The 16947-nt window shown below is 71.1% G+C and carries 15 protein-coding genes; 5 read left to right on the top strand and 10 right to left on the bottom strand.

Annotated elements, in window-relative coordinates; translation table 11 throughout:
* The first annotated feature begins 292 nt into the window (after window positions 1–292).
* Window positions 293–985: an RICIN domain-containing protein gene (locus A3IC_RS64075; protein WP_245599118.1), complete on the top strand. Its 693-nt coding sequence runs from the start codon at window positions 293–295 to the stop codon at window positions 983–985.
* Window positions 986–1456: 471 nt separating this feature from the next.
* A complete protein-coding gene (locus A3IC_RS61595) occupies window positions 1457–2128 on the top strand; it encodes an ATP-binding protein (protein ID WP_281174443.1) in 672 nt (223 codons plus the stop codon).
* Between the two features lie 27 nt (window positions 2129–2155).
* On the opposite strand, the gene A3IC_RS0100355 is transcribed toward A3IC_RS61595, so the two are convergent.
* The gene (locus tag A3IC_RS0100355) at window positions 2156–3394 is read right to left on the bottom strand and encodes a PP2C family protein-serine/threonine phosphatase (RefSeq protein WP_106668722.1); all 1239 of its coding nucleotides are present in this window, start codon (window positions 3392–3394) and stop codon (window positions 2156–2158) included.
* A 144-nt stretch (window positions 3395–3538) separates the two neighbouring features.
* Window positions 3539–4177: a TetR family transcriptional regulator gene (locus A3IC_RS51735; RefSeq protein ID WP_158695760.1), complete on the bottom strand. Its 639-nt coding sequence runs from the start codon at window positions 4175–4177 to the stop codon at window positions 3539–3541.
* An 85-nt stretch (window positions 4178–4262) separates the two neighbouring features.
* Here A3IC_RS51735 and A3IC_RS0100365 point away from each other — a divergent pair, with 85 nt between their 5' ends.
* Window positions 4263–5147, top strand: a complete 885-nt coding sequence (locus tag A3IC_RS0100365) for an alpha/beta fold hydrolase (protein ID WP_026217707.1) — start codon at window positions 4263–4265, stop codon at window positions 5145–5147.
* Between the two features lie 81 nt (window positions 5148–5228).
* Here A3IC_RS0100365 and A3IC_RS0100370 read toward each other — a convergent pair whose 3' ends face one another.
* Window positions 5229–7457, bottom strand: coding sequence for an MMPL family transporter (locus A3IC_RS0100370; RefSeq protein WP_026217708.1), 2229 nt, complete (start codon window positions 7455–7457; stop codon window positions 5229–5231).
* A gap of 776 nt (window positions 7458–8233) precedes the next feature.
* The gene (locus tag A3IC_RS0100375; protein ID WP_020548071.1) at window positions 8234–9001 is read right to left on the bottom strand and encodes an SDR family oxidoreductase; all 768 of its coding nucleotides are present in this window, start codon (window positions 8999–9001) and stop codon (window positions 8234–8236) included.
* A gap of 63 nt (window positions 9002–9064) precedes the next feature.
* Between A3IC_RS0100375 and A3IC_RS0100380 the strand changes: the two genes are divergently transcribed.
* Window positions 9065–9709 (top strand): TetR/AcrR family transcriptional regulator, encoded by a 645-nt coding sequence (locus A3IC_RS0100380; RefSeq protein WP_026217709.1) that lies wholly within the window; start codon window positions 9065–9067, stop codon window positions 9707–9709.
* Window positions 9710–9743: 34 nt separating this feature from the next.
* Here A3IC_RS0100380 and A3IC_RS0100385 read toward each other — a convergent pair whose 3' ends face one another.
* Both A3IC_RS0100385 and A3IC_RS0100390 read right to left on the bottom strand, forming a co-directional pair.
* Window positions 9744–10919, bottom strand: a complete 1176-nt coding sequence (locus A3IC_RS0100385) for a cytochrome P450 (RefSeq protein ID WP_020548073.1) — start codon at window positions 10917–10919, stop codon at window positions 9744–9746.
* A gap of 348 nt (window positions 10920–11267) precedes the next feature.
* Window positions 11268–11828 carry a TetR/AcrR family transcriptional regulator C-terminal domain-containing protein gene (locus A3IC_RS0100390; protein WP_425387293.1) on the bottom strand — a complete coding sequence of 187 codons (561 nt, stop codon included), beginning with the start codon at window positions 11826–11828 and terminating at the stop codon, window positions 11268–11270.
* A 289-nt stretch (window positions 11829–12117) separates the two neighbouring features.
* Between A3IC_RS0100390 and A3IC_RS0100395 the strand changes: the two genes are divergently transcribed.
* Complete coding sequence (locus tag A3IC_RS0100395; RefSeq protein WP_026217710.1) at window positions 12118–12492, top strand: nitroreductase family deazaflavin-dependent oxidoreductase; 375 nt, start codon at window positions 12118–12120, stop codon at window positions 12490–12492.
* Between the two features lie 110 nt (window positions 12493–12602).
* Here the strand turns inward: A3IC_RS0100395 and A3IC_RS0100400 are convergent, their stop codons facing one another.
* The 4 genes from A3IC_RS0100400 to A3IC_RS0100415 form a co-directional block, all read right to left on the bottom strand.
* On the bottom strand, window positions 12603–13766 hold the full coding sequence (locus A3IC_RS0100400; protein ID WP_020548076.1) for an alpha/beta hydrolase: 1164 nt from the start codon (window positions 13764–13766) through the stop codon (window positions 12603–12605).
* A gap of 173 nt (window positions 13767–13939) precedes the next feature.
* Entirely contained in the window at window positions 13940–14893 is a 954-nt protein-coding gene (locus A3IC_RS0100405; protein ID WP_020548077.1) for a 2-dehydropantoate 2-reductase, read from the bottom strand.
* Between the two features lie 197 nt (window positions 14894–15090).
* A complete protein-coding gene (locus A3IC_RS0100410) occupies window positions 15091–15699 on the bottom strand; it encodes a TetR/AcrR family transcriptional regulator (protein ID WP_026217713.1) in 609 nt (202 codons plus the stop codon).
* Between the two features lie 151 nt (window positions 15700–15850).
* A complete protein-coding gene (locus A3IC_RS0100415; protein ID WP_040875930.1) occupies window positions 15851–16945 on the bottom strand; it encodes an ABC transporter ATP-binding protein in 1095 nt (364 codons plus the stop codon).
* Window positions 16946–16947: the final 2 nt, after the last annotated feature.

The following is a 16947-nucleotide window of genomic DNA, read 5'->3' on the forward strand; positions in this document are numbered from 1 at the left end:
TGCCCATGGAGGAGAGCCCGTGTCCGAACCCAACGAACCCGGCGCGCACGTCGGTTCACCCGCGCCCTCGTTGGCGCAGGCGTACGCTCGCCGCCCGGCCCGGCCCCGACGCGGTCTGCTGCCGGGGCGTCGGGTGTGGGTGTCCCTCGGCTCGGCCGCGGGCATCGCCGCCGTCACGACGCTGGCCGTGGCCCTGACCCCGAACGGAGCGGGGGGCGATGCGGCGGGCGGCCGGACGGTCGCCGCCGCGGCCGCGGGGGCGCCGGGGGGTGCGTCGCCCGGTGGGGCCGGGGTGGCCGGGCCGCCCGGGGCGCCCGGGTCTTCCGGGTTGCCCGGGGCGCCCGGGGCCCCTGGGGTACCCGGGGCGCCTGGGTCCCCCGGATCGCCCGGATCACCCGGTTCTCCGCCCGGAGAGTCGCCGACGGGCGCCGGGGCGACCCCACCCGCGGCCGGCCCCGAGGCGCCCGCCGCGGAACGACCGCCTGCCGCCGGGCTGCCCGCGACGAAGCCGCAAGCGCCCCGGTCGACGCCTCGTGCGCCGGCCGAGACCGTCGCAGCGCAGCCCAAGGTCGCGGCACCCCCACCCGCTCAGCCGCCGCGCCCGAACGCCCCGGGCAACCCCCTGCGTAATCCGGCCTCCGGAAAGTGCCTGAGCGGGTCGGCGGGTTCCGACGGCACGCCGCTGATCCTGTGGTCGTGCAACGGTGACGTGAACCAGACGTGGGATATCCGATCGGACGGCACGATCCGCACCAAGGGCCTGTGCATGGACGCGGCGTGGGGCTCCACCGCGAGCGGCACCGTGGTGCAACTCGCGTACTGCAGTGGAAACCCCGCCCAGCAGTTCGCGTTGCGCGGCAACACCATCTACACGAAGACCGCCAACATGTGCGTCGATCTCTGGAACAACAACGCCGGGGACGGCGCGGCGGTCCGCCTGTATGCCTGCCATGGCACCTGGAACCAGGCCTGGATGCGCGGCTGAGACCGGCCGGTCGCGGCCGCGCGTACGGGGATCCGGCCGGTGCCGAGGAGCCGGCGGCGGCCCGGTCGGCGCGGTGACGGCCGAGGTGGGCGCGCCGGATCGCGGCGGGCCCACCCCGGGCGGTCCGGGCACGGAACGACCGCCCCCGGTCGCGCGGCGCGTGCGCCGATGCGTTTCGAGCCGATCCATTCGGATGGGTGACGCTTGAGGCGCGGGTCGGGGGGCAGATGTGCGGGCACGACGGCGTCGGCCTCGACGGAAAGGATCGCCGACTCCGGAGAAGTGGGCACGTCACGGCCCCGCCCCAGGGGATTCATGGCATGCCCGCAGGCGCGTCGCGCGCTCGTGGACCGTCCGGACGAGAACGTGGCCGAGGTATCCGTCCCGGTGGTTCATCCGCCCGATTCGACCCGAAGTACCGTCCGCCGTCGCCCTCGTACCCCCGAGGAGCCCGTACCCCTGAGGAGGGTCATGTCTCGCCTTCGTCGTTCCCTCGTCCGGTGGCGCGTGCCACGACGGACCGGTGCTTCCGGGCAGGCCCGGAGCGCGGTGCGGAGCACCCTCGCCGACTGGGGCTGGGACGAGGATCGCGTCGCGTCTGCCGTCCTGGTCGTGTCGGAGCTGTTGACCAACGCACAGTTGCACACCGACGGTGAGGTGGTCCTGACCCTGCGTCGGACCAGGCGCGGGGTGCGGCTGTCCGTCGCCGACACCGACCCTCGAATGCCGACCCGGCGCGATACCGGGCCGAACCACGAGGGTGGCTTCGGGCTGCACATCCTCGACACCATCACGACCGGCTGGGGCGTTCGGACGCGCCGGGCGGGCAAGACCGTCTGGGCCGACATCGACGCCTTCTCCCCCCTCGCTTCGCACCTTGCGCGGCGATCGGATCCCGATGGGACGGTCTCCGCGATCCGAGCGATCCTCCGGTCGCGGTGGCGAGCTGGTCCGATGGCGGCCCGCCGCCGGGTCCCGGTGGGCCTACCGGCGGCGGAGGTGTGGCGACGGGTCGGCGCGGTCGGTACGGCGCTGCGCGTGGGCCTGCCCGCCACGGCGCGGCGCCTGCGGCACACGCGCCGACCGGGGGCGGGCCTGATGCTCGTGAACGTCCTCACCGCGGCTCGGCCCTCGGCCGCCTGAGCAGGAGACCTCCGGCTCGGGGTCGGATCAGGTGTGGGCGCCGCCGTGCCATTGCAGGAGCAGGATGGTGGCGTCGTCCTGGAGCTGGTCCTGGTGGTATTCGCGGAGCGCGCGGATCAGTCGGCGCAGGGTCTCGGGCGCGGGGAGGCCATCGGCTATGTGGCGGATGACGAAGTCCACGAACCGGTCGAGCCCGAAGACCTCACTTTGCGGGTTGCGTGCCTCGGTGACGCCGTCGGTGTAGAGCAGGAGCCAGTCGCCGGGTTCGAGCTGTTCCTCGTACAGCGCGACGGGCAGGCCCATGTCCGTACCCATCGGGTGGGCGGGCGGGCGTTCCAGCGTGGCGACCCACTGTCCGTTGCGGACCAGGACCGGTGGGTGGTGGCCGCGGTTGACCCAGGTCAACAGGCCGGTGAGCAGGTCGAGTTCGGCGATGATCGCGGTGGCGTAGCGACTGCGGCCGAACTGTTCCAGGAGGGCGGCCTCGATCGCCTCGCTCGTCCGCACCAGGCCCACCCCGTGGCGGCGGCTGCTGCGGCAGCCGGCCAGCGCGAGAGCCACGGTGAGGCCGGCGGAGGTGTCGTGGCCCATCGCGTCGAAGACGGCCAGGTGCGCGGTGTCGCCGTCGACCGCGTACTCGTACGCATCGCCGCCCATCTCGTACGCGGGTTCCAAGGCCGCGCTGACGGTGGCCTGTTCACCGGCGAAGGAGCCCGGCGGCATCAGGGTCCACTGCATCTCGGCGGCGAGGCCCATCGGACGGGTGCGGACCAGGCGCTCGTAGGAGTCGCTGTACGCGCGTTTGCTCACCAGGAGCAGCCCCACCAACAGGGCCAGGTCCAGCGCCCGGTCCACGGCGCCGTCGTCGACGTCGTCCGTCTCCAGACCCAGCACACCCAGGCGTTCGGCCCCGTCCGCCAGGGGCAACCACAGACGCCTCGTCCGCGCTTCCCGGGGCTCGTCGTCATCGTCCGCGCCGGTCGGGGACTCCACGGGCTCGGCGCTCTGGAACGCCCGGCCGGCCAGCGTGGCGTCCACTCGCAACTCCGCCTCGGGCGCCTCGTCCCCGACCCCCTCGTCCGCGTCGCGGCCCGGAAGCAGGCGCAGCAGTTGTTGTTGCACGTCCACGAGGTAGATCAGCGGGCGCGCAAAGCCTTGCGGTCGGGCGTACTCGGCGATCAACCCCGGAAGGTCCTCCAGAACGGCGTGCCGACTTGCCCGGAGCAGCCCACCCGCCGTGGCCGCACCGTTCGAAAGAGACTTCACACGGCGTCCTGTCCTGATTCGGGCCCGATCCCCGGCGGTCGATCACAACGACGTCGGTCGGCCATCGCCGATCGGGCAGCGTCCAAAAATAACAGAACGACCCGGCGGACCGCCCGCGGACCCCGGATCCGCGTGTCGCCATACTCAGCCGCCCTCGGGCCCCGGATCCGGGTGGGGGTTCCGTCCGGCGACGGTCGTGCGCAGGACCTCGATCCACCAATCGAGCATGTGCTCCCGTGCGGCCGTGTCGAGCCCGACGCTCCGGCGGAATTCATCGCCGAACAGGGGATCCGTCGCAACGGCTTGATGCAATGCGGCCACCGTCAGCCGGAGCGCCTCGCGTGTCGGCGGCGTGCGTCCGGTGGCCGCGCAGTGCCGCCGCGCCCGGGCGTGCAGCCGCTCCACCACCTCGTCGAGCAGTCCGCTGCCGGTATCCCGCCGGCCGGACCGATGCAGCGCGAGCGCCAGTTCGGCATAACCGTCGGCGTACAGCGCGGCCAGCGCGCGCACCAGGTCGGCGGGGTCGTTCGGGCCGTCGGTCCAGGCTTCCAGCACGGCGTGCAGTTCCGCCTTCAGCTTGGCCCCGCCGAATCGCAGCAGCGACTCCAGGAGTTGTGCACGCGTGCCGAAGTGGTGGTTGATCGCGGCATCGGACACCCCGACCTCGGCGGCGACGGCGCGCACCTGCACGGCGGCCGGGCCGCCCGCGGCGAGCAGCTTGCCCGCCGCTTCGAGGATCATCCGCCTGGCGTCCTCGGGGTTGCGTCGCACTCGGGTAGCCACGCGCCGATTCTACCTTGACCGCTCAAGGTAATCCCCTTACCTTGAGTAGCCAAGGTAAGGGGCGGGGCACGGAGAAGGAGGCCCTGTGTACGGGCGTTCCACGGTCTCGGCGATGACCGAGTTGGCGACGACCCTCGGAGTCACGATCCACGATCCGACGCCGCCCGACGAGTTCCGCTTCTCCCGTGCGGGCTGCCGGTTGCACGGATTCGACTGGGGCGGGACAAGATTTCCGGTACTCCTGCTGCACGGCGGCGGGTTGACCGCGCACACCTGGGATTTCGTCTGCCTGGGCCTGCGCGGCGCGGCCCGACTGGTCGCGCCGGATCTGCGTGGTCACGGCGACAGCGACTGGTCCGACGACTACCGCATCGACACCATGGCGGCCGACGTCGTCGCCGCGGCCGACCACCTCGGCTTCGACCGGTTCCATCTGGTCGGCATGTCGCTCGGCGGCGTGGTCGCGGCCCACGTCGCCGATTCGCGGCCCGACCGGGTGGAGCGGCTGGCGCTCGTCGACGTCGCACCCGGCGTGGACTTCGAAAGCACCCGGCGGATGCGGGCGTTCATGACCGGGCTCGGTCCGGTGCGGGATCTCGAGACGGTGGTCGAGGCCGCGATGCGGGTCAATCCGCGCGCCCACCGTACGGGTGTCGCCTACCGCGTGGGCACACTCTTTCGCCGTACGCCCGACGGCGGTTGGGTCCCGAAGGGCGATCCGCGTCCTCCCGACTTCCCCACCATTCTCGCCGCCATGGATCGGCTGGCCGCTCGGCTGACCGGCGTGCCGGTTCTGCTGGTACGCGGCGGACGCAGCAAGGTACTCCCCCAGGCCACCGCCGAACACCTGGTCGGGCGCATTCCGGACGGGCGACTCGTGGTCGTACCGAACGCGGGACACAACGTCCAGGAAGACAACCCGCCGGCTCTGATCGCCGCGCTGCGCGCCTTCCTGACCCACCGCCCCTGACCGAACGCCGGGCACCACACGCCGCCGTGCCCGCCTCCGGAACAGCGGAGGCGGGCACGGCGGCGGGGCGGTACCGCGGGGTCAGGCTCCCGTCGCGTTCCGCGCGTACGGCGACTCGGCGACGGCGGTCGCCGGCCGGGGGCCGCCTTCGCTGAGGCCGAATCGATCGTGGAACTTGCGCAGCGGGCGCGGCGCGTACCAGGCCGAGCGGCCGAGCAGGCGCATCGCGGCGGGAACGAGGATGCCGCGGACGGCGATGGCGTCGATGAGGATGGCCAGTCCGCTGCCCAGGCCGAACATCTGCATGAAGCTGAGCTCGGCCGTTCCGAAGGCGAAGAAGCTCACCGCGAGCAGGCAGGCCGCCGCGCTGACGATGCGTCCCGTGTGCCCGAGGCCGTTGGCCACGGCGGATTCGGTGTCCTCGCCCTGGTCGTGCAGTTCCTTGATCCGGCTGGTGACGAACACCTCGTAGTCCATCGAGAGGCCGAAGGCGATGCAGAACATCAGCATCGTCATCGAGGTGTCCATCGGCTGCGGTGTGAAGCCGAGCAATGAGGCGAGGTGGCCGTCCTGGAAGATCCACGTCATGACGCCGAGGGTCGCTCCCAGGCTGATCATGTTCAGGACCAGGGCACGCAGCGGCTGCACGACACTGCCGGTGAACAGGAACAGGAGGAGGAAGGTGGTGAGCGCGACCAGGGCCGCGGCGAGGGGGATCCGGCTGCCGATGGAGTCCTTGGAGTCGACCAGTTCGGCGCCGGTTCCACCCACGAGCGGGTGTGTCCCGGCGGGCGGTGTGGCCGCCCGCACCGCCTTCACCAGGCTCTGGCCCTTGTCCGACTTCGGTGCCACGGCGCTCACCACGTCGATCCGCTGCGCGTCGGGGCGGCCGAGAGCGGCGTTGCCGGGTCCGGGAGTGGTGGAGCGCCCATCGATGTAGGTCCCCGTGCCCGCCTCGACGCGGACGACGCCGTCGAGCTTGGAGAGTCGGGCCGCGTACGCGTCCAACGGGGCCTCGCCCACTGCCTTGTCGATGACGATGTGGATGGCCGCGGCGTCGTTGCCGTCGAAGTTCTTGCGCAATTCCGTGGAGACCTGCCGGCTCTGCGCGCTCTCCGGCAGCACGCGTTCGTCCGGCGTGCCCAGGGTGATGCCCAGCAGCGGGCTCGCCGCGAACAGCAGTACCGCGAGCACGGGCAGCGCGGTGAGCGCGGGCCGCCGCATGACGATGCGGGCCAGTCGTCCCCACAGCGGCGCCCGGGAGGCGGAGCGCCCCTGCTTCGCCCACGGCATCCGTCCGCTGTTGACCCGGTGCCCCAGGACCACGAACAGGGCCGGCATCACGAACAGGGTGCTGAAGGCTGCGATGGCGACCACACCGACTCCGGCATAGCCGAACGAGCGGAGGAAGTACTGCGGGAACACCAGGAGCGCGCCCAGTGCCGCCGCCACCGTCGCCGCGGAGAACGCGACGGTGCGGCCCGCGGTGTTCACCGTCTGCCGGACGGCGTCGTCCACGCTCGCCCCCGCCGAGAGTTGTTCCCGGAATCGGCTGACCATCAGCAGGGCGTAGTCGATGCCCAACCCCAGGCCCAGGGCCGTGGTCAGGTTGGTCGCGAAAATGGAGACGTCGGTGACGCTGCCGAGGACGAAGAGCTCGGCGAACGTACCCGCGATGGCGATGATTCCGATGATCAGTGGCAGCAGGGCCGCGACCACGTTGCCGAAGACGACCAGGAGCAGCAGAAGGGTCAGTGGCACGGCGATGGCCTCGGCCAGGACCAGATCCTTGCCCGACTGGGTGCCCATGTCGCTGTTGACGGCGGCGCCGCCTCCGGCCTGGACCTCGAGAGCGTCCTTGTACGACCCCGTGTAGGCGTCGATGAGCTTCTTGGCGTTCTCGTCCCGTTTGGTGTCGTCACCCTTCACATGGGCGAGCACCATGGCCTCCCGGCCGTCCTTGGAGCGCAGGGCGGGGTTGTCCGTGTCCCAGTACGAGATCACGTTGTCGAGGCTCTGCTCGTTCTTGAGGTCGGCGACCAGGGCCCGGCCGTTCTGCTTGGCGGCCGGGTCGTCGATGCCGCCCTGCGGGGCGCGGACCAGCAGGATCAGGTTCGTCTCCCCGCCGAACTTCTTGTCGATGACCTCCGCGGCCCGGGTGGACTGCGAGGCCGGGTCGTCGTAGCCGCCTCCCATCAATTTGCCGAACGCACCGGCGCCTGCGGCACCCATGAGGGCCACGGCGATGGCGGCGACGACCAGTACCAGCCTGGACCGGCGAATCGCCAGTTCGGCCATGCGTTCAAACACGCGCTGTCTCCTTTGCGTTCCTGCGGTGAAAACGATGTGAAGCAGCCGAAATCGCCATCGGGGAGCCGGCGCGGGTCTCGGCTGAGCGGCGGCTCTTCGCCCCGGCGGAGGCGGGTGCGGTGCCGCACCTGTCGTCGGACGTGCGGACTTCGGGGTGCCGCACCGCCCGGGCGCTTAGCCGCCCTGCCGTTCGTTATAAGTTGTAACGCTCGTGAATGGCTAGCGTCAAGTGCTTGCGTGATATCTTCTAACCAGAACTTGAGCATGTAGCCGCGCAGGCCGCACCACACCGGCGGATTCGGCCCTCGCCGACCCGCCCACGACGGCGCCGGTGATTGTGGGGGGCGGCACGGCCGGATGGAGGCAACAGCGCGCCCTGTTGCGTCGGCTGCCCGCGGAGCGCGCGGTCACCCGGGAACGGCGGCGAATCGTCAGGGGATCGGCGAGCGGCGACCACCGCCGCCCACCGCGGGGCCGACCGTGTACCGGATCGTTCGGGGGCCCTGACCAACACCCGCGAATACGCGGGCGACGCACGGGGGGCCGTACGAGTGAGCCACCTCCCCGACCGCGTCATGGTCGAGGTGCTCGGCGGGCAAGGGCGGCGCGCCGTCGCCCGGCGGGCAAGGAAGCGGCTACGGCCTGTTGGGCATGCGCGAACGGGTGGCCCTGCACGACGGCACCGCGGAAGCCGGCCCCGCCCCGAGGCGGCTTCCGCGTCCTTGCCGATCCGCCTCCGCCGCCCGACCCCGACGACCCGCCCACACCGCTTGAGGTCAGGCGCGTGGGCCGAGGAACAGGCCACCGCTTGCGTCGATGACGTGGCCGGTGATCCAACGCGCGGCGTCCGAGGCGAGGAACGCGACGACGTCGGCGACGTCTTCGGGGGCGCCCAGCCGGTCGAGCGCCGTCGCGTCGGTGATGAGGTCGGTCAGGCCCGGCACTTCGAAGAACGATCCGTTGGTCGCCGTTCGGGTGGCGCCGGGCGCCACCGCGTTCACCGTGATTCCTCTGACTCCGAGCTGGTTGGCCAAGGTCCGGCTCATCGTCTCGACCGCGGCCTTGGTCATGGCGAAGGATGTCTGGCTCGGGCTGGCCATCCGCGTCGCCACGGACGAGATCGAGACGATCCGGCCACCGTCGCGGAGCATGGGCAGCGCCCGCTCGATGATGAAGTACGGCGCTCGCACGTTCACCGCGAACAGGTGGTCGAACTGCGCCCGTGTCGTGGCTCCGAGCGGGCCGGCGGGCCCGGCCGCCGCGTTGTTGACGAGGATGTCGAGCGGGCGTCCGGCCAGGCCGGCCTCCACTCCCGCGAAGAGGGTCTCGACGTCGTCGTCCACACCCAGCTTCGCCCCGACGGCGAGCGCAACGCCGCCGGCGCGTTCGATCTCTTCGACCGTCGCCCTCGCACCGTCCTCGTCCGTGCCGAAGTGCACGACGACCACTGCCCCGTGCGACGCCAGTCGGGTCGCGATCGCCTGCCCGATGCCGCGCGATGCCCCGGTGACCAGGGCCGTCCTGCCGGTCAGATCATCAGTCATGCCAACCCCGATGTTAGTTACTACCAATCTGGTAGCTGCTATCACTCAGGTAGGGTCTATCACATGCCCGATCAGCCCTCAAAACTGCGAGCACGACGGCGCGCCGAGACCCAGCGCACGGTCCAGGCGCACGCGGTGAGGCTCTTCACCGAACACGGCTACGACGCCACGACCGTGGTCGACGTCGCCGAGGCCGCGGGCATGTCGCCCATGACCGTGTATCGGCATTTCCCCACGAAGGAAGACCTCGTGCTCGTCGACGAGTACGGCGCGTTGGTCGCCGAGCGGATCGCCGCGCAGCCCGCCGCACAGCCTCCGATACGCCGCATCGGCAACGCACTCGTCGACTCCGCCGCGACCTTGACCGGCCGCGACCGCGGGCAAGGCCCGTCGGCGAGCGAGGAGTTCCTGCTCGCCCGCCTGCGGCTGATGATCTCGACGCAGGCTCTGCGGGCCAGGCATCTGGACAACCACTACGTCCTTCAGCAGGCCATCGTCGACGCCCTCGGGTGCGACACGACCGACCCCGACACGGTGTTCCGCGCCCAAGTGGCGGCAAGCGCGTGCCTTGCCGCCATGCACACGGCGTTGGTGCGCTGGGTCGAGGACGACGGGCGGACCGAACTGTCCGCCGTGATCGCCAAGGCGCTCGCGGCCGCCTTCGGCGAAGCCGCCGTCGACAGCGTCGGCACCGGCCCGTACGCGTAGCCGGCTGCCGCCGAGGACTGTGCGCGTCGTGGATTCATGCCGCGACGAGGGGCAGTGTGTGCCAGCCACGCAGGATGTTGTGCGGGCGCCGGGTGGGGGCTTGGCCGGGGCTCGGGGCCAGGCTGCGAAAGCGCCTGGCCAGGGCGGTGAGGACGGCGTCGAATTCCAGGGTCGCGAGGTGATTCCCGGCGCACTGGTGGATTCCCGACCCGAGCGCGAGGTGGTCGCGGCTGTCGCGGGTGATGTCGAACGTGTCGGCATCGGGTCCCCACCTGTCACGGTCGCGGCCCGCGGAGCCGTAGAGCAGGAGCACCTGTTCGCCGGCCGGTACCACCGTGTCGCCGATGTGGACGTCACGGGTGGTGCGTCGACCGAAGAACTGGATGGGGGCTTCCATCCGTAGGGCCTCGGCCAGGACCGCGTCGGTGGGGACGGCACGATCGCGGATCGGTGCCCACTGATCGGTGTGGGCCAACAGGTGTAGAGCCGAGGTGATGGCGTGGATGGTGGTGTCCATCCCGGCGACGGTGTAGGAGAGCATGAGCGGCACGGCCTGGGACTCGTCGATGTCGCCGTGGTCGGCCGCGGTGTGGATGGCGCCGAGCCAACTGTCGGCCGCGATCGTGTCCCGCGTGGCGACCCGGGCGAGATAGCCGAACATCTCCTCGGCGTGCGGTAACCCGGCTCGGGTGCGTGCGTTGTCCGGGCCGAACGTGTCGAACGTCGCGTCGGCGAGATCCAGGAGCAGGGCGCGGTCCCGGTCGGGCAGGCCCATCAGGCGCATGACGATGCCCGCGACGAAGGGGGCCGCCAGGTCGGCAACGGCATCGAAGCCACCGTCGTGCGGGAGAGCCTCGACCAGGGCGCGAGCGTGCTCGTGCAGGTCGAGGGTGAGGGATTTCAGGGCCCGGGGCGCGAGTTGCCGTGAGAGAACGCGGCGCAGCCGTGCGTGGGCGGCACCGTCCGTGCCCACCACGGTGCCTGCCAGGAGGCGTTCGTTGACCGGGTCGGTCAGGGCGAGAGCGCGTTCGCTGGAGTACGTCGCCGGGTCCCGCAGAGCGGTGGCGACGCTCGCGTGGCGGGGCAGCGCCCAGACGCCGTGCGCCTCCAGGCGGACGACCGAGCCGAGTTCGCGCAGACGGGCATAGGCCGGATAGGGATCCGCGAGGGTGGCCTCGTCGAACAGGTCGATGCCGGAGGAGGCGTACACGCTGAGCCTTTCGTCGGCAGGTCGGCGGCGCACGGGTGCCGTGCGCCGCCGACGGTGATCAGGGACGTGGACGGCCATGGTCCGGCGCTGGTCGACGGGGGGTCAACGGCGCATCGAAGCACGGGGCGCGAACACGGTCGGCCGTGAACCAACCGCCCACAGCGGTGGACAAAACACACGCCTCGCGCACCACGTCCGGTACCGCTCGCCCCACCCGCACCACCCGTCGCGCAGGCCGGCACGTGCTCACGCGGCCGAGATCTCTCGGCGCCTCCGACGCCAAAGCCGTTGCAGCTCCCGGCTGTTGCCTCCGACCCCGGATGCGGCCGGCGCCGTCGGCGCGCGGCCCTACCCCCGGCGGGCTTCGAGCGCGTCCAGGATCAGGTCCAGGCCGTAGCCGAACTCGCTCGTGTGGTCGTAGCCCGGCTGTAGGGCGTGGTCGGCGATCATCTCCGTGAGGTACGGCAGTTCGTCCGCCGGCAGGTGCGCGAGGATGCCGCCGGCCACCTGCTCGACATCGTCCGGCGTCGTCGCCGGCAGGTTCGCCTCCTGGAGGACATACCCGCCCACGTAACTGTCGATGAGCGAGACGGCGTGCGCCGCCATCGGCAGCGTGAACCCCGCCTCCCGAAGGACGCCGAGGACGGCGTCGTGGTGGCGCAGCGTCGCGGGCCCGGGGTCGCGGCGGGAATCCATCAGGCCGAGGGCCCAGCTGTGCCGCGACAGAACCGCGCGCGCGGAGAAGGCACGGGCACGAATCGCGTCCCGCCAGTCGTCGCACCCGGCTTCGGGCAACTCGATCGCCGCGAACACCATGTCGACCACGCCGTCGAGGATCGCGTCCTTGTTGGGTACGTGGTGGTAGAGCGACATCGCCTCGACGCCCAGCTCCTGCGCCACCTTTCGCATCGTGATCGCCGGCACTCCGCCATCATCGGCGACCCGGATCGCGGCTGCCAGCACGCGCTCCGTGCTGAGCGGTTGCCGAGACGGCGGCGACTGCCGTGACGGCGGTGGTGGCGGCGGGGACGGTGGCACGACGGCTCCTGGGTGCGGGCGGGCGTCTTGACAAGCTTACATGCGTAAGTCAGCCTTACGAGCGTAAGTCCTTCGGATCGTGACGAACCCGGAGGTCGACAAACGTGAGGTCAGGCCCACGACGCGCCCGCCCTACCGGGGGCAAGAGAAGGAGATGCCGATGCCGATGCCGAGGTGGTGGGGGCATGTGAACAAGCGAGTGTTCAACCCACGTGCGGTCGCGGGCGGAAAGTGGCCGGTGCTGACCCACATCGGTCGCGCCTCCGGCACGACGTACCGAACGCCGCTCGACGCGCATCCCGTCGACAACGGCTATCTGTTCGTTCTGGTCTACGGATCGAACTCGGACTGGGTGCGAAACGTCCTGGCAGCCGACGGTGCACGGCTCCGGGTCGGCGGGAAGGACGTGCGACTCGCCGCCCCCCGCCTCATCGGGGAAGTCGAGGCGTTTCAGGCGCTTTCCGACGACGTGGCACGCCCACCGAAGCTGTTCCGCATCACCGAGTTCCTCCGCATGGACCTGGTCACGGACTGACGTTCGCCGCCCGATCGCCGCTCGCCGCCCGGTCGACGACCGGCCACCGCGGCAGCCCGGCCCGCGCACCGCCGGGACCCGCCGGGCGTCCTCGCCATCGTTCGCCCGGGTCAGGGCTGTCCGGACCCCGCCTCGGCCGCGCTCTCGCGTGTGTCGATCCGGGCGGCGAAGGTTTCGATCGCATCGACGACCCGCTCGAAGCGGAACGAGCGGAACAGGTCGAACGCGTGCTGGGCACCGGGGAGTTCGGCGTAGACGACCGGGTTGGCCGAGACCTCGCGCAGCGCGTCGGCGAAGCGCCGGGCGGCGTCCACGGGTACCACCGTGTCGTGGTCGCCGTGCGCGATGAAGAAGGGCGGCGCGTCGGCATCGATGTACGCCAGTGGCGAGGACTCGGGGCCCTGGCCGTAGTAGTCGCCGTAGTAACCGTTGAGGCAGACGGCGGCGGTGACCGTGGTGTCGACGTCCTCGAAACCGGGTTGGAAGGCCGGGTCGTTGGGTGTCAGGGCGGCCAGTGCGGCCAGGTGCGCCCCGGCCGAACTGCCGGACGCGAACAGCTGCGACGGATCGGCGCCGTACTCGTGGCCGTGCTCGCGCACCCAGGCGATCACCTTCTTGAGGTCGACGAGGTGGTCCGGGTGCCGCGCGTCGGGCCGCAGGCGGTAGTTCGCGCTGACGCACACCCAACCCTGGCTCGCGAGCCGGTAGATCAACGGCAGTGACTGGCTGTTCTTTCTGCCCCGGTCGTATGCCCCTCCATGCAGGTGGATCAGCACAGGGCCGCCCGAGGGGCGGGATCGATGGTGGTACACGTCGAGCAGGTTTCTCCGGCCCGCGTCGCCGTACTCGATGTTCGCCGTCCGCTCGACGTCGCGGCGACGGCGAAGGAACGGCCCGAGCAGGATGCGCCCGAGTGGAAGGCGGCGGCGCGGCCCCGCGACCGCCTCGGAGGCGAAGCGGGTGCGCCGGTCCGGGCCCAGCGCATCGGCCAATGCTCGCTCCACCACCGGGCCCGCCCGCATCCCGTTCCGGGCGATCACCACGAGGCCGGCCGCGGTCAGCGCCGCCGTCCCGACCGTCGCCCAACCGACGACCGACCGCACGTCCCCCTGCGAAAAGGCCCACGCCGTGCACAACAGAAGCCAGCAGATGCAGAGGAATGGCACCTCGTTGAGGACGAGGGTGAGGCGAAAACTCAGGTTCGCCGGCAGCCCCGGTCGGCGCAGCGGCGCCAGCGCGAGCACGGTGGCGACGGAGACGGACGCCACCGTCACGAGATATCCAACCGGCACAGGACCACCCCGGGATCGTCGTCGCCATCAGAGCCACCACATCTGTGGTACCACGCCCGGGGTGATTTCGACAACGTCATGCCCGAGGCGCCGTAGCCGGCGCCGCTGTCCGCGCACCCGCGTCCGGCCCGTACCCGGGACCGGACGGCTTCGGGTCAACCGGTGGTTTCGCGCGATTCCTCGGCTCGGGATGCGCGTACGCCTGCCACCTCGTACAGGAGATTGTTGACGGGTGTCGCGATGCCGGTTCGCTCGCCCAGGCGTACCACCGCGCCGGTCCATGCCTCGAGTTCGGATCGGTGGCCGGAGGCGATGTCGCGCTGCAACGAGGATGTGCCGGTGGCGGGCTGTCGGTCTATGAACGCCATCGTCGAGTCCAGGATGTCCTCGGGCAACGCGACGTCCATCGCCTGTGCCACCTGCTGAATCTCGCGCATGGCGTCGATGAGCAGACCTCGTGTGCCTTCGCGAGAGCGCAGTACTCCGATGGGGGCGTCGGTGGCGGTACCGAGACCGCCGAACGGCACGACGAACAAGAACTTCGCCCACAACTCGGCCCAGATGTCCGCGGATATCACCGCGGTCGTTCCGGCGGTGTCGAGTGCGGCACGCAGCCGCTCCACTCGTTGTGTCGGCCGGTTGTCCCATTCCGCGAAGGTCAGTGCGGCCGGGCCGCCGACATGGCGTACGCGCCCGGGCCCCTCCAAATTCGCGAAGATCTTCACGCTGCCGGGCAGGACCGCGTGCCGGCCGATCGTCCGCGCGACCTGCTCGGGGGCCTCGACGCCGTTCTGCACGGTGACGACCGCCGTGTCGGCACCGATGAGGGGCGCCAAAGCCGGGATGGCCGGGGGTAGTTGCCAGGTCTTGACGCACAGCATCACGAAGTCGACCTCGCCGATCTCGCGGGTGTCGTCGGTGGCTTGCGCCGGTGCGACGGTGAAGCTGCCGGCCACACTGTCCACGGACAGGCCCTCGCGCCGCAGGGCCTTCAGATGTTCACCTCGCGCGACGAAGGTGACGTCATGCCCGGCGGCTGCCAGACGGCCACCGAAGTAGCCGCCGATCCCGCCGGCACCGATGATCGCGACTCGCAACGACTTTGCCATGGAAAACCCCTTTCCCGGGTACCACCTGACCCACCGCCGATCGACAACCGTGGGTACGCGCACGCAAGTTGCCTGCTCACGGTGACAACGATGCCGGCCCGGCCGGACCGTCGGTTCGCCGAGACGGGTCCGAGCGAACTCGCGCCGGCGGTGAGCGCGGAACAGGCGGCGCCCGCACAGTGGTTGCGCGAGGTGCTCTATCGGGCAGTCTCGGCGACCACTCGAGGCGCGGCTTGCTCGTACACCGTGTCCAAGAGATCGCGGACGAACCGGTCGAGGTCGTCCAGTCCGCTCGCGGCCAGGGTGTTCGGACCGCCGGTCAGCAGGTGTGGAATGGCGGCGTGCAAGGCCAGCGTCACGGCCGCGGCCCGATGCGGGGTGACCGTCAACCGGGCGGCCCGCTGGGCCTGTTCGAAGTCTGCGAAGTCCGCAGCCGCGATGGCATCCAGAATGGCCGCCAGCCACGGCTTGCGCGCGGCCTCGGACTGAAGCTCCAGGTATGCCAGCATTCGGGATCGACCGGGTCCCGCCACGTTCTCCAGGAGCGTGCGCAGCATGACCACCAGGCTTTCGCGATCCCCGGGTACCGGTCCCGGCACCGGACCGGGCAGATCGTGGTAGAGCTCCACACATCGTTCCGCGACCGCGCGCAGCAGCGCGTCCCTGGTCGGGAAGTAATTCTTGGTGGTACCGAGCGGCACATCCGCACCGGCGTCCACCGCCCGGTGGGTCAGACCACGCCCACCGAACTCCGCCAACACCTCGATGGCCGCATCGCGCAGACGGTCCCGTCGATCCTGATTCACCCCACCCATCCTACCCCAGACGTGGTACCCCGATTGTGGTACTTCCCGCCCGTCGGGCGGGGGTGTCGCGGCCGTACAGGCCGCCGGGGCTCGCGGCCTGCACGGCGACGAAGTCCCCGGTCGGGTCCGCGCGAACGGACCCGGTCGACCCCTACGCTCGCGCCTGTTCCTTGCGGGGCGCGACCAGTACCGGCCGGTCCGGTAGGGCAAGTTCCACGTGGGAGCCCACGGGCAGTGTGGTGGCCGCGGGCGAGGGTACGTCGACCTTGACCGTTGTTCCGGCGGCCGAGCGCACGCTCAGGCGGGTGATCGCGCCCAGGAAGGCCGCGCCGAGCACCTGCGCCGAGCCGTCCGCCGCGGCCACCACCTCGATCGATTCCGGCCGCAGCAGCACGTCCACGTCGCCGTGCGCCGGGTCGCCGTCGATCGGCAGGGTGCGGCCGAGGACGTGCACCGTCGCACCGTCGGCCCGGGCGGGGATGCGGCTCATCACACCGACGAACTCGGCTACGAACGCGGTCGCGGGACGGGCGTACAACTGCGCCGGCGGTGCGCACTGTTCGAGCCGGCCCGCGTTCATCACCGCGACCCGGTCGGCGAGCGAGAGCGCCTCCTCCTGGTCGTGCGTCACGAACAGCGTGGTGATGCCCAACTCCTGCTGGAGGCGCCTGATTTCGTCCCGAAGGGACAGCCGCACGCGCGCGTCCAGCGCGGACAGCGGCTCGTCGAGCAGCAGGACCCGCGGACGCAGCGCCAGCGCCCGGGCCAGCGCGATCCGCTGTTGCTGGCCGCCGGAGAGTTGGTGCGGATACCGGTCGGCCTGGTCCGGCAGGCCGACCAGGTCCAGGAGTTCACCGGCGCGGGCGCGTCGCTCGGCGCGACCCACGCCCCGCATCCGCAGGCCGAAGGCGACGTTGTCCAGCGCGCTCAGATGCGGGAACAGGCTGTACGACTGGAAGACCATGCCCGCGTCGCGTCGATGCGCCGGGACGCGGGTGATGTCCTGGCCGTCGACGAGCACTTCACCCGCGTCGGGCTGCTCGAAGCCCGCGACCACCCGCAGTGCGGTGGTCTTGCCGCATCCGGAGGGTCCCAGGAGCGCGACGAGTTCACCCCGACCGACCGTCAGGTTCAGCCCGGCCAGGGCCCGCACGTTGCCGAACGAGCGTTGTAGGCCCCGAAATTCGACGGTGGCACCGGTCCGCGTTTGGTTCTCGGTGCGGGTCTTCGGTTGGTCGAACGTCATGG

Source organism: Embleya scabrispora DSM 41855 (assembly GCF_000372745.1).
In the GTDB taxonomy this organism is placed as follows: domain Bacteria; phylum Actinomycetota; class Actinomycetes; order Streptomycetales; family Streptomycetaceae; genus Embleya; species Embleya scabrispora.